This window comes from Aquimarina sp. AWH4_224 (assembly GCF_056160245.1).
In genome coordinates this window covers 1-15,643 of the sequence record NZ_JBSWWU010000027.1, presented here as the reverse complement: position 1 = coordinate 15,643, position 15,643 = coordinate 1, and the positions used below count along the sequence as shown (strand labels likewise).

The following is a 15,643-nucleotide window of genomic DNA, read 5'->3' as shown; positions in this document are numbered from 1 at the left end:
TCGTTCCGGTACTTGGACCGTCTCCTCCAAAGCTATCGTTTCCTAATACTGCTATGTTGGTCGTTCCACTATCTTCTGCGACATCTGCAGGAGTATCATCTGTAGCCGTTGGTGTATCGTCTACTGGAGTCACATCAAAAGTAACCGTAGCCGTAGCCGTATCTCCATCAGCATCTTCGATCTCATAAGTAATCGTTACAGGACCATTATAGTCTAAGGCTGGAGTAAAGTCAATCGTATCATCGGTCGGATCGTTTGGTGTACCACCATTGTTCACTACTGCAGTTCCTACCGCAGCTGGGATGGCAGTCACATTGATCGTTCCCGTACTTGGACCGTCTCCTCCAAAGCTATCGTTACCTAATACTGCTATGTTGGTCGTTCCACTATCTTCTGCGACATCTGCAGGAGTATCATCTGTAGCCGTTGGTGTATCGTCTACTGGAGTGACATCAAAAGTAACCGTAGCCGTAGCCGTATCTCCATCTGCATCTTCGATCTCATAGGTGATTGTTACCGGACCATTATAGTCTAAGGCTGGAGTAAAGTCGATCGTATCATCCGTTGGATCGTTTGGTGTACCTCCATTGTTCACTACTGCAGTTCCTACTGCAGCTGGGATGGCAGTCACATTGATCGTTCCGGTACTTGGACCATCACCTCCAAAGCTATCGTTACCTAATACTGCTATGTTGGTCGTTCCACTATCTTCTGCTACATCTGCAGGAGTATCATTAGTAGCGGTTGGCGTATCGTCTACTGGGGTTACATCGAAAGTAACCGTAGCCGTAGCCGTATCTCCATCTGCATCTTCGATCTCATAGGTGATTGTTACCGGACCATTATAGTCTAAGGCTGGAGTAAAGTCGATCGTATCATCTGTCGGATCGTTTGGTGTACCTCCATTGTTCACTACTGCAGTTCCTACGGCAGCTGGGATGGCAGTTACATTGATCGTTCCCGTACTTGGACCGTCGCCTCCAAAGCTATCGTTACCTAATACCGCTATGTTGGTCGTTCCACTATCTTCTGCTACATCGGCAGGAGTATCATCTGTAGCCGTTGGTGTATCGTCTACTGGGGTTACGGTTACATTCACTGTAGCAGTATCGGTATCTCCATTTGCATCAGTAATAGTATAGGTAAAACTATCACTTCCATTAAAGTTTGGATTTGGCACATATTGGAAAACCCCATCACTTACTTCCGTGACTGTACCGTTACTAGCTCCCGTAGCTAAAGCAAAATCTTCACCATCACCACCGTCGACACCAATACTATCATTGGTCGACACATCAATTTGATTTGCAACACCTGCGGTACTATCTTCATCTACTGTTAAACTATCATCTGCCGTAGTAGGTTCACATACACTAATTGAATCATCCGTAACGCCAGCAGTCGTATTTTGAGGGCTTCCTGAAACTGTGGGTACACCATTTGCATCTACAGCACTATCCAAACTACCAGAGCCATTCAAATCTGTAGGCTCAAAAATCCCCGCTCCTTCAACTGCATCTGGACAACCATCATTGTCAGAATCTAAATCACAACTATCTGGAGTTCCGTCAGAATCGCTATCTCTGTTAACGATAAAACCTATTGCTATCGTTTGTCGACCACCTAGACCACTGCTAGCAAAAGTTACTTCTGACGCCGCACTACTTTGAAATAAAGGAGTACCAAACCCCTGACCTGGATCAGAGCCTGAAATTGAAACTGTTTGGGTCCCAACTCCAGAAGCATCTGAGGCGCTACGTATTTGTTCTGCTAATCTCCAATTACCACCATTAGTAACTGCACTTGTTATTTCTCCCGGTTGGGTTGTTCGCTCTCCATCTGAAAAAATTACATCTGGAATAAATGGATTCCCCAAACCATCAATACCATTAAAACTAAAGGTAAAACTAACATCCCCACTAGTTGCTGTCCTTAAACCTAAAACAGAATTGGTATATAATCCAGCAAGATTATTTGCAATTGGTGAAACTGTTATATCACCTGCATCTGCATTTGCATTCACAACCTGAATGGTTATTGAAAAACCTCCTGGCAAGCTTACAATTTGCTCATCTCCTAGTTGAACACCGTCTGCAAAATCTCCAGAAGACCAATCTGTCCAAAAAATTTGATTTGCCAACAAACCCGTTGCTGTAGCGGGAGCATTTCCTATATTTAATAATCCTTCATCCACATCTGTAATCCCGTCATTATCATCATCAAGATCGCAGATATCTGTAATTCCATCATTATCTTTATCCGGATAACCTGAAGATACAGGGTCACAAGGGTCTATAACTGTTAGTGTAGCACATTCGACTTGTGCAATACATTCATTATTAGGATGTGTGATCAACACGCAATATTGATTACCATCCAGAGACAAGTCTGTATTAATTGTTAATGTTCGACCTGTAACTCCCGAATATGTAGCATCGTTAGTAAGTAGTACTCCGCCTGCATTGGGGTCCCCTAGATACCATTGATACCTAACTCCTCCAATAGTCATCGCAGAACTACCTAAATAATCTGGAATCGTAGTTGGAGCAACCCCTATAAAATCTGTTGTATTAGTTACTGTTGCTAGGGCGCTTATTCTTGCCTGATTACCTGTATTAGCAGTTTGATCAATAGGAGTAGTTCTCAAATTAAGTCGGGTCGCTACTATTTCATTACCATTTGAACTTTGTCCTTGGTCAGCACCTATATCGGCTGTACCGCCATTATTAATCAATTCTGGTACTCCATCTGAATCTATTCCACCATTGGCTGTTATATTTATCGAATTATCACCATTCAATTGAGCTGCTATTACATCTTCATCTCCTTCTATAGCATCAGGACACCCATCATTATCACTATCTAAATCCTGATGATTCGGAATACCGTCTAAATCTGTATCTACAGTAGTCGTAAAAGAACTATCTCCGATAGATACTCCTCTTCTACCTGGACCTCCAAAAGAACCTGTAACACCACTTATAGCCCTTACCAAAGTAACACTTTCATAAAAAATAGTAGCAACTACTTCATCTGCATTAGGCGCAGTATTAGAATAATTAATTTCATCTTGCCAATCTGTAGAACTTCCTGCAAGATCCTTTCGCATTCTGAAATATTGAAATACTCCTGCCGGACCACCACCATTATCAAAACCTCCTGTTTCTAATGAGATCCCGATAGTATAACTATCCGGGTTTTGATACCCTACTAAATCTGTAAAATCCAAAGTCTCATTAGAATCAATATCCCCAATGCTAACTGTATAGTTATTGACAGTAACTGCTGTAGAAGTACCTGACATCACATATTCTAAAGTATATTCAACATAGTGATCCGAACCCGGCAAATAATTATCAAGAAAAAACCTAGCTACAGATGGATCATATTGAGGTATCCCCGTAGAAGAAATAATTGTTATTATAGCATCTAAATTTGCTATTCCAGCATTTGCCACATTAGAAACCCTAATGATATCACCTGGTGACAAATTAGTAACAGTTGTTATTGTACTGGAGTTTAATGTTGTAGTTTGTCCTGCAAATACAGGAGTAATCATCACAGCACCTTCTTCTGTGTCCAGAATACCATCGTTATCATCATCCAGATCGCAAACATCACTAACACCATCGTTATCAAAATCTGGATTTCCAGAAACTATCGGATCACAGGAATCTATATAATCTATGATAATAGTTGCATTATTTGACACATTGCCATCACTATCTTCTACATTATAATCAATCGGGGTTGGATCGGTAATAAAACCTACTTCGGGAGTAAAGGTAATAACACCGCTTGCTGTATCAACACTCCATATTCCTTCTCCTAATATTGTGATTTGCAAACAGTCTCCATTAGCATCTGTTCTTCCCGTATCACAACTACCTACCAAACTAACTGTTGTAGGATCTATGACTCCATTTGAATCAGCATCATTGGTAATAACTGATATATTAACTATTGTACCTTCATCTGCGATTATATTATCATCATCAGCAATTGGTGGACAATTTGGAGCTGCGATAGCTGCGTCTTGACTTGTCCCTACTGTTTGACCTATTGTTTGATTCACATTATTTGGCACTCCATCTCCATTAACCATACCTGTTAATTCTCCTGTTACATTATCTACCTCACTTACAGCAATAATATCTCCTCCTTCAAAAGCATCAAAACAACCATCTCCATCACTATCGGTATCCAGATGATCGGGTATAGTATCATTATCAGTATCTTGAGAAGAACAATAAGACATAGAATGAATCCCTATATACAAATCATCGGATCCATCATCCCCTCTTAATACTACTCTACTTACAGCTTCGGGGATGGATAATGTAAATGTATTTGCAGTACTATTATTACCTGGAAAAGTAGAAATACTTGTCATAAAGGTAGTACCTGTGCGATTTAAATTTGGTCCTATAAATGGAAAATTATTAATATCTAATGTAATTGGATTATCATTCTCATCAAATGCAAAAACCTCAACACTTTCTGCTTGTGGTCCTGCAGGCCCATCTATATCACCTACAGAAAAGACCAGATCATAAACTGGTCTAGAAAAGGTTAAGTTTATATCTACTGTCAATTGTGCTGTTCCTGGATCTGTTGTTGTCGTATTAATTTCTATACCATCTACCAATCCACCAGAAGGACTTCCATATTCTGCGAGTTCCCATTCTGCATTAAAGAATGCTAATTGATCTGCCAAATTTGCAAATGTAAAATCTACATCTGTAGTGCCTACCTCAAAAATATCTTCATCAAAAACACTTGTTCCATCTGCGAGGCTTGTAGTAGCAGTACCACATGTTTCAAATTCATTTACATCAAGAATACCATCATTATCATCATCCTGATCAACTCCTTCATCAATACCATCATTATCATTAAAAATGACATTTGAAAAAGCGCTCTTGTAAGATTCATTACCTTCAAAGACTTCGCTATTCTTATCATAGAAATCTACAAGTAATGGTTTAACCACAAGATTTTTTGGCGAGTGCCATTTAGAATAATCACTAAAAAAACTTGTATTAGTCGCATGTGTTGGATACACTGTGCATACCAGAATTAAAAATGTCAAAAAACTTAACACTTTTTGGGTATCTATGGTACCTTTTCCAAAAAAGATAAAAGTAATTTTTTTCATGTAGTAATTGGTTTAAAGTATGATTAATAATAGTATTAGCAAAAACTAGGTTTTGTGTTTTAAATAAATCCTACACATTAAGCATATCGAAAATACGGTAAAACCTTAATCTTTTTAAAGCTAAAGAATCGTCTTGTGTCTTTAACTTTTCTTTAGCTAAGCTAATTAAAAAAAATCGATTAAATGCATTTTTTATCGATTAAATGCAGCGCCTAAACATTTCCCTGTCTTTATGAATAATCAAAATACACATTATCTTGTGGTAGTACAGGGCACTACAATCTCAAAGTTTATTTTATAAAAAAAGAGATACTTATATAAGATACTATATTGGAAATACTCAATTGAACATATGATTTTTTACAACATAAATGTCTTCAGCTTTTTTAAGTTCTAAGACTTTAAATAAATTCAAATATTACCGCACTAATACTAAACAATAGTTGACAAAGATTTGAGCAATGAACTCTGGCCCATTATCAACACGGATCTGTATTGGTTTACCATAAATCTCAATTGCCTGTTTCAAGTAACTAACAACTCGTAATGCAAGCATTGAAAAAGCAGGAGTTATACATAAGGAAGACCCTGTTATAATCATCAATGATGTTAAAGACCCTAAATCTTCTTCCAGTAACTAAACTATCGCTCATAGAATCAGCACTCCATATTTGTAATAGCGCTTCAGGTTGATTCTAAGGTGTTTTTATTCGTGCTGGAAGTCATTTTTTGCTTTTCCCTCCCAGTTGCAATCCAATAAGCCTATACCCTCTCAATACGCGTTTACGATTCGATACAAAGCCTTACGAACGGATTCTGTAGAAATAGTAACAAACCCACGATTGGGTTTTAACTCACTCATCTCAATGAGTTTATCTATAACTTCAGAATCGTCTCTCTTGGTTTGATAATACCACATAGAACGACTTAAACTTACCAACAAGCAAGCTCTAACAACACTTAATCCTTCTTCTTCAACAACTTGTTGTGCAAGTAGCTTGCGCTCACAAGGCTTTAGAGCTTTTTTTCTATAATGTCTTTTAAAATACGATGATCAAGACTTAAATCGGCAAACATCTGTTTTAAACGACGGTTTTCCTCTTGAAAAGTCTTAAGTTCCTTAAGTTGTTGAGTATCCATGCCACCGTACTTCCGTTTCCAGCTGTAAAACGTAGCTGTACTAATACCTTTTTCACGACAGATGTCGGTGACTTTCATTCCTGAACCATACTGTTGAAGGATAGATACAATTTGAGCTTCGGTAAATCTGCTTTTTTTCATAAAAGGAGGTCACAGAAAAAATCAGAATGAGTGCTGAAGAAAATAGAATTTATATTTATTTGAGCGGATTAAAATGTCCACAAAAAACCTGCCTAATAAATATTCAACCTCTCCCAATAGATTGATTTGATCGATCAGGACATCGTTACGAATACTTTAATTTAAAGTTCCTTATGCGTTAACTAAATAATAACATCATAAATTAAATAATCAATACACAAAACCAATAACAAACCCAAAAAGCTTATTTATAGCAAAAAAGTGCTCATAGGTAAACTATCACCTCTTTCAAAGAAAGAAACAAAATAGCTTTTTGACAGGTATACCTCTACTATTAATTTAATGTAAATAAAAACTTTAAAAATGAAGGACTTAAAATTTATTTTAGCTTTAATATCGTTTACTTTTTTGTTGATCTCTTGCGAATCAGAGAAAGAAAGTTTTGAAGATATAACTACTAATCAAACTCTGGAAGAAACATTATCCATCTCGAATGTAAAAATAATTGATGAATCTCATGGATTACTTAAATTAGAAAATCACGAGTTAACCTTTAAAAAGAAATCAGATTTATTAGATTTTAAAATTGGGGATATCCTCATTGCAGATGTTATGGATAAAGCTCCATATGGTTTTATGAAAAAAATCAAAGCTATAAAATCAGTTTCTGACAAATTGATGATTTCAACAGAGGAGACTTCACTTCATGAGGTATTTGAAAAAGCAGAGATAGATCCAACAAAAACAGAATTTAAAATCAAATATCATACTGATGATGAAAATTTCAGCAAACAATCAGATGGATATTATCGATTTAAAGCAAGTGGAACAGGTACTTTTTTTGGTGAATTTCAGGCCTTAATGCGTCCAGATTTTCAATTCTACTACCAAAAAGCACCAAATTCAATCACCCCAGAAAGATTACGTTGTGTATTTGCACTAGATATTGCCGATTTTTCCTTTAAAGGTAGAATAGGAGCTCAAGGGGAAGCAAAAATCCCAGTATTTACATTACCTCCTATTACTGTTACCGTAGGATTAGTACCCATAGTTTTTGTTAATAAAATAAACCTAAAAGCTAAAGCCAAGGCTTTTGCAGGCGGAACTCTACAAGCTACTCTTGCTATTCCATATGCACGAATGGAAGCAGGAGTTGATTATTATTATGGAAATTGGTATCCTGTGTATAGTGCAAATATTGACTGGAATTTTCATAGACCTTCATATGTACCAGCAAATTTTAGAGGAAGACTTGAAGCTCCAACAATTTCATTGGACAGTGACCTATATGGAGGTGGATTCTTTAAATTTTTTGCAGAAGCCCAAGCGGTAAATGATATAGAATATCCCATAAACTTTAGTGGAGATATTGGTTTATACTGTACACCTAGAGTAAAAGCAGGCATCAAAGCTAAAACTTTTGGAATCGAAAATGAATTTTCTTATGTGCATGAATTTTTAACATTCACTGCCTATGAAGGGCCTGTTTCAAATTTGCTTCCATAAATATCCAAAAGAATCTATTATCTATAAGGCCTTTCTCTTATAATTAATAATACAAAAACTCTCGGTATACCTACATATTATATCGAGAGTTTTTAGATAGATTGATAAAGAAAATAACTATCAATAAAATTTCGCAAGTTGTAAATCTAATATCTTATTTTTTTAATATTCTGTCCTAAACATAGGGGGAATTATAATTCACATAACTTTGCAGTACACAATACTTGATTTATATTTGTATCTCCCCCAAATAAGATTTCAAGCCTATAAACTTTGAAAAATAGCAGAATGAGCCAAACTACGCTAGACTTTGTGATTATTGCAAGTGTTGTATTGGGATATTTTGTTAGCATCTCATTGGTTACAATTTCTTTTTATAGAAGCCATGCGAATAATTTTCTTGCGTTATCTTTATTTTTGATAGCTAACTTAACTTTAATAGAATGGCATAATAATAGTATTTCCAGCGTTTTAATGGAAATTTTCGGTCTTCTCAGATTAGATTTTCTATTTGCAGCGACCCTATTTACTTATTTTTTAATTCAGATTAAACACACTATTCTTAAAAGCAGCTGGTATAAATTACTTTTCCTTCCTTTCTTTATTTCTGTTGTACTTGAAATTTCTTTGCTCTTGTTTGACCTTTATGGTTCGATTTACGATTTCATCATCTTCTATGTTAAAGATTTTACTTCCATAAGTTTTAATTTGTTTTTGATATTTTTTGGAAGGAAATTAATATGCAATTCTACTTCTATATCAGAAAATAAAAGGCAGTGGTTACTTAGATTAAATATTTTCATTGTTTTCCTTATTATAATTTGGATTATTAATAGGGTTGAAATGTATATATTCAATTCGATCTATACGGCATATTTACTTTGGATACTAATGTGTTTATTCTTGTGGTGGATTTTATATTATGGTGTTTTTAGATTGCAGATAATAGATCAAAAAGAGGAAATACACAACTATTTAAAATCTAAAAATGCTACTGGCCCTTCGACTAAAAAAAAGAATATAAAAGGATCCACGAAGTCTGCTATCATCACTAAGCTCTATTCTCTTATGGAAGATGAAGAACTATATAAAAACCCCTTTTTAAGTAGATTGGAACTTGCCAATAGGTTGGAAACCAGCGAAAGTTATTTATCTCAAATTATAAATCAGGAAATACATAAAAGCGTTATTCAGTTTGTGAATGAATACCGTATTGAAGCTGCTAAAAACTTATTACAAGACCCTGTGTTCAACAAGTATTCCATAGAAGCCATAGGTATGGAAGTGGGCTTTAAATCCAAAAGTGCTTTCTACAATGCATTTAATACAGGTTTGGAAATGTCACCCGGAGCTTATAGAAAGCTACAAAAAAAGTCCTAATTCGTATAATCCTTTTGTTTTAGGACTTCTTCAGTATTAAGAGAACTCTTTTCTTTTACTCACAACTTTACTTTTGCCCCCAGTAAATCAAAAAATAAATGACAAGAGTAGCCCATAATCTCAGTAGTAGTGAAAAAAACCTTAAACTTTTTAGGAGTATGAGAGTTAGTTCTAGTAAAGAGTTTACAGAATATCTTAAATCGACTTATAGGTTATGTAACAGACTTTGTCTCTATAAGTCAAAAATGAAAAACAATGTTACCTTGCTTCTATTCTTATGTGCAATAAGTCTAGAAACCATAGCTCAAAATAATGAGCCTACTTACACTAATAGAACAGAATTTAAAATAGGGTATTCTGGTACTATTTTATGGAGCAATGGTATTAACCTTGGAGCAGAATATTTATTTAAGGAGATAAAGAAAAATAAAGAACGAAGAGGTGTCCAACTTACTAATACGCATCAATTTCTTTTTAATGGCACTATAGGATTCGCTACAAATTTTGCTTCCAAAACAGAAACAGGCGGTTTTACAAATCTAGGAATCACTTGGAGGAGGACTAATAAAAATGGAGAACAATTTAATGTAGATTTAAATCCAATAGGGTACTATAGATCGTTCTTGCCTGAAACCTATGAAGTGAAAGGAGATAATGTAAACAAAGTATTCCTTCCTGGTAGAGGATATTACAGTCCAGCAATTTCCGTTGGTATTGGCACACAACGCAAGGGAAAAGTACGCTCTGCAACATACTTAAGCGTAACCTTCAGTCCACGCTTTAATTATAATGCAGGGACGCTACCCACATTCTCCATACAATATGGTTTTCGCTTTAATTTCAAAAACAAAAAAAATAAAAATGAAACACTTTAAAACACCATTATTAAAAGTTCTAATTGTAACAATAACAGTTGGTGCCATAATAGCTTGTTCAGACGATTTCGACCTTAATAACTTGGACGAAACTATTTTTGTTCGGCATAAAAATGCTGATATGCCTGCTTACATAAAGGGCAAAAGTATTGAAAAAGTTTTCTTGATAACATTGCACGGCGGACCAGGAGGAACAGGATTAGGGCTAAGAAGCAAGGCTTTTACAAAAATAGAAGAGCAGTATGCTGTTGTTTATTTTGACCAGCGTGGCTCTGGTAATTCACAAGGCCATTACTCTGAAGGTGATGTAACCATAGATCTAATGGCCGAAGACGTATTGGCACTTGTTAAGGTTATGAAATATAAATTTGGTAACGACTCGCGATTCTTTCTATTGGGAGGCAGTTGGGGAGGCACCCTGGGAACTACTACTCTACTAAAAGACCAAAGTAATTTTAAGGGTTGGATAGGTGTAGATGGCGCCTATAGTCCAGCTTTATTATACGATCAAACCAAAGAAACGCTCACCGCTACTGCAAATGTACAGATAGCCCTAGGCAATAATCTTGGGTTTTGGTCATCTATTTTAGACTTTGTTTCACAAGTGAGCCCAGAAAACAATTTAGATGACTATTTAGAGCTCAACGAAAAAGCTTTTGAAGCAGAAAAAAAACTAGTGGACGATGCTTTTATAAAAGATCCCGAAAATGGAAAAATAAACAACACTAATTTTTTTGTTTATAATTATTTGACCCAAGTATGGAATAGTAATCAAATTGCCTCTATAATAGAAAATCAAGGGCTGTTCCAGACATTGGATTATACAAATCAGCTTCAAGAAATAACGATACCGTCATTGTTTATATCTGGCCAATATGATATGGTGGTTCCTTTAACCGCTGCACAAGAGGCCTTTGATAATATAGATTCCTCATCAAAATATTTATCGGTATTTGAAAAATCTGGACACGCTCCTCATTTTAGCGAGCCAGCACTATTTGCAGATGAAGTCTTGCAATTTATAGAAGAACATAAATAGTATTGAAGGTATTTGTGTATTAGTATTGTTTTATTGTCCTAATGTGAGTTTAAATTCAAATAAAATTATAGAAATGGAATTCATTAAAAAGCTTTTTCATCCCTCAGATAAATATAAGGGAGTCTTGCCCATACAGATGTATGTGTTGAAGTTGTTTTTTCTGCTTATGTTCTTATTTGCGGGAAAAGATTCTTGGACAGAATTAATCTTACACCAAGGATATTGGAATGCAGAAATAGGCATTGCTTGGTGTTCGATTGCGGCATATACAAGCCTGTCTATAGTTGGGGGGTATTCCGCACGTTGAAAATGCTTCCCATAATGCTGTTTATGTATCTGTACAAAGGGCTTTGGCTGCTTTTTGTAGCTTATCCTTTATGGATAAACGGAGTACTTGCGGGTAATGAAACAGCAGAATGGGTTCCAGTATTTATGCTAATTGGTATTCCCATTGTTTTCACACCTTGGAAATACGTTTTTAAAACCTATATCCTTGGAGAAGATTATAAACACCAGTTTACAAGATGAAACCAAAACAGTTTATATAAAAGGCCGCTACGACAAGTAATACCCATCGAGATATTGCGTTTGGCCGAAGGCTTAAATGAAATTTTAACAAAACAAAAAATGGGAGAAATATGAAACCAGCGATTGTAAAAAGCCATTCTGAAACAATGCAAGCTTGGTTAGTCAATGGATGCTTGGCCCGCCTGAATGGTCAATGTCGATTTGCAAAATAGATTTTCGAATTGGTGGTATTTATGAGAACGTTTTTCGAAATGAGTTAGAAGGCACAGAAATCGCCATTAAAGGTACCTTTTACGAAATCACAACACATCAGAAGATAGTCCAAGAAGAGTAGCACAAGATTGGATGTTCGGAAGGAGGAATCACTAACAGGACTATAGTCACTTTGACTTTTGAACCATCAAGCAAGGGTACCAAGGTTAGAACATTAATTGAATATGGTTCTAAAAAGCAACGTAATGAAGCCTTTGGCAACTGGAATGGGTACTGCAATGGAAATGAGTTATCATCGCATCGATGAGCTCTTAAGTAGTCATCATAATCATCTTTAATATAAAAATGGCATACCATATACATCTTATAAAATCATTGCCAGCTATCGGTAGGCTGCGCTTTATAAACAAACCGTTAAACCTAAAAACATAGCAATGAGAATCATTCTAGCACTACTTTACCTTGTACCAAGTGGACTATTGGCGCAACCATCAATGGAACATCAGTCCATAAATTCAAGATACATAGATGAAACCCGAATGCTAAACATTATACTACCAGACAAGTACCATGAATCAACAAAGAAATACCCTATAGTATTGGTTTTAGACCATGGTTTATTATTCCATACAACAAGTACAATTGTAAACCATTTGAGTAATACTACTAGAATGCCAGAATCTATTGTGGTTTCGATTGGTTCTGGGAATAAACACAGAAATCATTTTGCACCGAATTTGTATAACAATCATAGGGACAAAAGGTACAACTATGGTGATCATCAAGAAGATTTCATCAATTTCTTAGAACTTGAATTACTTCCACTTTTAGAAGAAAAATATCGATTAACGAATTTTAAAACATTCATAGGATTTTCACCTTCCTCAGTAATAGGTCTGTATACATTATTGAATAAACCTAATTTATTTCAAGCCTATATATGCTTTGCAGCAGGAAATATTATTGGAGATGGCTATAACAAAGATGAGCGATTGATTGAAGAGCTGGCTCAACTTTATGGAAAAAGCGAAATAACACAAAATTTCTTGTATGTTGTTTCGGGAAGCAAGGATGCCGATTCTCAGCCATATATTAACACTAACATCAAGGATTTTAATGATAAACTAGCTGTGTTTAATACAGGCAATATCCATACTAAGGCTGAGACAATTGAAGGCGAAGGCCATACTGAAGTTATCCTTCCTGGCTTGATCAACGCATTCGAATTTATGTTCCCAAAAGAAAAATGGTATGCCGATTACCTCAATTTAATTACAAAAGAAGGAAAAGCAAGAAGGAATATTGAATCTTTCTATGAAAATCTATCCAATGAGTATGGATTTAAGGTTTATCCAAACGTAGATAGATTATATAGTATGAGCTGTCTTAAAAATATAGGTAGAAGTTTGCTCAGGAATGAAAAAATAGAAGAAGCAATTGAAATTTATACCTATTGGATTGAAGGTTATCCAGGCTCGCACTTGGCACACTACTATCTAGGATTATCGTATAAAGAAAACCAAGATACTAGTAATGCAGAAGCGTCCTTCAAAAAAGCCTTTGAACTGGCACAATTACAGAATAGTACTGAAGTAAAAATCTATAGGGAAGCACTTATTGAACTGACCAATTAAATACAAAAAGCATAAATGGAATTTATAAAATTACTTTTTCAATCGCCTAACAGTTATAAAGGTGTTTTTCCCACATAAGTGTATGTGTTGAAACTATTTTCGCTTATGTTTCTATTTGAAGGGAAAGATGAATGGACAGCATTAATTACACATAAAGGGCTTGGAATGCGAAATAGTCATTACTTGGTGTTCAATAACTGCCTACATTACAATGTCTGTTTTAGGAGTGTTCCATACCTTAAAAAAAACTTCCTATCATACTATTTATGTTTTTATATAAAGGACTTTGGTTAGCGGTTGTGGCATATCCTCTATGGAAAAATGGAATGCTCGTTGGTAGCGAAGTAGAGGATTGGACTTCAATTTTATGTGTTTTATGTTGATTATTATTCTGATTATTTTTACACCACGGGAATACGCTTTTAAAACCTATGTTTTAGGAAAGGACTGAATCATCAAAATATGAGCGTTGGATACTAAAGATAACAAATTTGAAATGAACTTTATAATAGATAATGACATAATGCTAAGAGCACTAGAGCTTTCAGATGTTGAAGATATTTTCAATACCATTGACCAGCAAAGGGCTTATTTGGGGGAGTGGCTTGCATTTGTGGCTAAAACAAAAAGTACAGCAGATACAGAAGTGTTTGTTAAATCAGTAATTGCGAAAACTAATGAGCGTAAAGAATATACCTTTACCATTCGCAAACACAATATATTTATTGGTATGATTGGGATAGATCCTACAGACATCCTTAAAAGTCAAACAGAAATAGGCTATTGGCTGTCTAAAGACTACCAAAAGCAGGGCATTGTGACTAAGGCAGTTCAACTTTTATGCAATTATGCTTTTAATGAACTGGACTTAAATAAAATAATTATCAAATGTGCAGTTGGCAACGAACTAAGTAAGAAAATACCACAAAGATTAGGTTTCAAGCTTGAGGGTATAGAAAAAGATACCGAATTAGATGCTGAAAATAATTTTAGGAGTTTGGAGATCTACAGTAAATTTAATAGTGATTAGTTAAAATATAACAATATGAAAGGTTGTATTGGTTGTGACCTTGCGTCAGGAAGGCTACCAAGTAGAAAGGTTTATGAAGACGAATTAATAGTTGCTTTAATGGACATAGACCCCATCAATGATAGACATGTATTGCTCATCACCAGACAACATAGATTAGATTTGGATGAATTAATGGAGGCTGAATCTAATCGGGAATGCAAGTTTCTAAACTAATTTTAAAGGCGCTGAGAGAGGCATATAATTTTGATGGATATACTATGATGCAAAATGGTGGAATTTTTAATGAGATTGCACATTACCACCATTATCATATTTTCCCGAGATATAAAGGAGATGGATTTTGTTAGAGCTTTGGGACCAACAACCAAATGACATCAGAATTGAAGGGCCCAGAATTAAGAGAATTGTTGATTAGATAGTAGAAGAGGATAATTGAAACTTGGGATAAAAATACCAATACAGCTGCCACTAAGTAGGAAAATATACACTTAAAATCAAAAGAGAATATCTAAGCTGCTTATGCATTATGTTCAGTATGTTATCACGAACCTATAACTTACCAAATGTTCAGTAATAAAGAATTACAAAAGATTGGACTGAAATATGACTTTGATATGATACTTTATGAGAATAATAAAAATAAACTATCATTTGTTGGAGGTGATATTGAATTTCCAAAGATCATTGGAATATCAAAAGAAAAATGGTCTTCTGAAAATTCAATCAAAATAAATCCTGAATTGATTAAAATGACGGATACAATTGAATATTGTACTGACTTAATTGGAAATGACTGTATTCAATTTGTTTTTAAAGAAGGAAAATTAAACGAAATAAAAAACATACCCTAACAGGTTGTATATTGCATATGCCGCCTTCGGCTGGCAGACTCAACATACAAGCAACGTTGTGAGCAATCCCTCATAGCTCTCAAAACCTGTTAGTACTATGCTAACGAAATTGTATTTTGCACCCCAAATAATTTAAGCTCTTTGC

The 15,643-nt window shown here is 35.2% G+C and carries 13 protein-coding genes; 11 read left to right on the top strand and 2 right to left on the bottom strand.

All coding sequences use genetic code 11. The features are described 5' to 3' along the window. Both ACXAGJ_RS24430 and ACXAGJ_RS24425 read right to left on the bottom strand, forming a co-directional pair. On the bottom strand, positions 1–5,158 hold a 5,158-nt coding region (locus ACXAGJ_RS24430), incomplete at its 3' end, for a beta strand repeat-containing protein (protein ID WP_474843786.1). A 1,014-nt stretch (positions 5,159–6,172) separates the two neighbouring features. Further along, a complete protein-coding gene (locus ACXAGJ_RS24425; RefSeq protein ID WP_474843784.1) occupies positions 6,173–6,439 on the bottom strand; it encodes a transposase in 267 nt (88 codons plus the stop codon). Between the two features lie 363 nt (positions 6,440–6,802). On the opposite strand from ACXAGJ_RS24425, the gene ACXAGJ_RS24420 reads away from it, so the two are divergent. The 11 genes from ACXAGJ_RS24420 to ACXAGJ_RS24370 all read left to right on the top strand — a co-directional run bounded on the left by ACXAGJ_RS24420 (position 6,803) and on the right by ACXAGJ_RS24370 (position 15,498). Then, on the top strand, positions 6,803–7,945 hold the full coding sequence (locus ACXAGJ_RS24420) for a hypothetical protein (RefSeq protein ID WP_474843782.1): 1,143 nt from the start codon (positions 6,803–6,805) through the stop codon (positions 7,943–7,945). Between the two features lie 288 nt (positions 7,946–8,233). Continuing rightward, positions 8,234–9,325 (top strand): helix-turn-helix domain-containing protein, encoded by a 1,092-nt coding sequence (locus ACXAGJ_RS24415; protein ID WP_474843780.1) that lies wholly within the window; start codon positions 8,234–8,236, stop codon positions 9,323–9,325. Between the two features lie 245 nt (positions 9,326–9,570). Then, positions 9,571–10,200, top strand: coding sequence for a hypothetical protein (locus ACXAGJ_RS24410; protein ID WP_474843778.1), 630 nt, complete (start codon positions 9,571–9,573; stop codon positions 10,198–10,200). Beyond that, a complete protein-coding gene (locus ACXAGJ_RS24405; RefSeq protein WP_474843776.1) occupies positions 10,187–11,239 on the top strand; it encodes an alpha/beta hydrolase in 1,053 nt (350 codons plus the stop codon). The genes ACXAGJ_RS24410 and ACXAGJ_RS24405 overlap by 14 nt, the downstream gene beginning before the upstream one ends. A gap of 330 nt (positions 11,240–11,569) precedes the next feature. Further along, positions 11,570–11,767, top strand: coding sequence for a hypothetical protein (locus ACXAGJ_RS24400; protein WP_474843774.1), 198 nt, complete (start codon positions 11,570–11,572; stop codon positions 11,765–11,767). Between the two features lie 154 nt (positions 11,768–11,921). Next, a complete protein-coding gene (locus ACXAGJ_RS24395) occupies positions 11,922–12,101 on the top strand; it encodes an SRPBCC domain-containing protein (RefSeq protein WP_474843772.1) in 180 nt (59 codons plus the stop codon). 313 nt (positions 12,102–12,414) lie between these two features. After that, positions 12,415–13,614: an alpha/beta hydrolase-fold protein gene (locus ACXAGJ_RS24390; protein WP_474843770.1), complete on the top strand. Its 1,200-nt coding sequence runs from the start codon at positions 12,415–12,417 to the stop codon at positions 13,612–13,614. Positions 13,615–14,083: 469 nt separating this feature from the next. Continuing rightward, the gene (locus tag ACXAGJ_RS24385; RefSeq protein ID WP_474843768.1) at positions 14,084–14,644 is read left to right on the top strand and encodes a GNAT family N-acetyltransferase; all 561 of its coding nucleotides are present in this window, start codon (positions 14,084–14,086) and stop codon (positions 14,642–14,644) included. 15 nt (positions 14,645–14,659) lie between these two features. Beyond that, the gene (locus ACXAGJ_RS24380) at positions 14,660–14,860 is read left to right on the top strand and encodes an HIT family protein (RefSeq protein WP_474843766.1); all 201 of its coding nucleotides are present in this window, start codon (positions 14,660–14,662) and stop codon (positions 14,858–14,860) included. Next, entirely contained in the window at positions 14,842–14,994 is a 153-nt protein-coding gene (locus ACXAGJ_RS24375; protein ID WP_474843764.1) for an HIT family protein, read from the top strand. Before ACXAGJ_RS24380 ends, ACXAGJ_RS24375 begins: the two co-directional genes overlap by 19 nt. Positions 14,995–15,210: 216 nt before the next feature. Then, positions 15,211–15,498 carry a hypothetical protein gene (locus ACXAGJ_RS24370; RefSeq protein ID WP_474843762.1) on the top strand — a complete coding sequence of 96 codons (288 nt, stop codon included), beginning with the start codon at positions 15,211–15,213 and terminating at the stop codon, positions 15,496–15,498. The last annotated feature ends 145 nt before the right edge of the window (positions 15,499–15,643 follow it).

Excerpts from the sequence above, each read along its gene's own strand:
- ACXAGJ_RS24410 (WP_474843778.1), top strand. The coding sequence starts at position 9,571 with ATGAAAAACAATGTTACCTTGCTTCTATTCTTATGTGCAATAAGTCTA.
- ACXAGJ_RS24390 (WP_474843770.1), top strand. The coding sequence starts at position 12,415 with ATGAGAATCATTCTAGCACTACTTTACCTTGTACCAAGTGGACTATTG.
- ACXAGJ_RS24420 (WP_474843782.1), top strand. The coding sequence starts at position 6,803 with ATGAAGGACTTAAAATTTATTTTAGCTTTAATATCGTTTACTTTTTTG.
- ACXAGJ_RS24405 (WP_474843776.1), top strand. The coding sequence starts at position 10,187 with ATGAAACACTTTAAAACACCATTATTAAAAGTTCTAATTGTAACAATA.
- ACXAGJ_RS24415 (WP_474843780.1), top strand. The coding sequence starts at position 8,234 with ATGAGCCAAACTACGCTAGACTTTGTGATTATTGCAAGTGTTGTATTG.
- ACXAGJ_RS24375 (WP_474843764.1), top strand. The coding sequence starts at position 14,842 with ATGCAAGTTTCTAAACTAATTTTAAAGGCGCTGAGAGAGGCATATAAT.
- ACXAGJ_RS24425 (WP_474843784.1), bottom strand. The coding sequence starts at position 6,439 with ATGAAAAAAAGCAGATTTACCGAAGCTCAAATTGTATCTATCCTTCAA.
- ACXAGJ_RS24380 (WP_474843766.1), top strand. The coding sequence starts at position 14,660 with ATGAAAGGTTGTATTGGTTGTGACCTTGCGTCAGGAAGGCTACCAAGT.
- ACXAGJ_RS24400 (WP_474843774.1), top strand. The coding sequence starts at position 11,570 with ATGTATCTGTACAAAGGGCTTTGGCTGCTTTTTGTAGCTTATCCTTTA.
- ACXAGJ_RS24370 (WP_474843762.1), top strand. The coding sequence starts at position 15,211 with ATGTTCAGTAATAAAGAATTACAAAAGATTGGACTGAAATATGACTTT.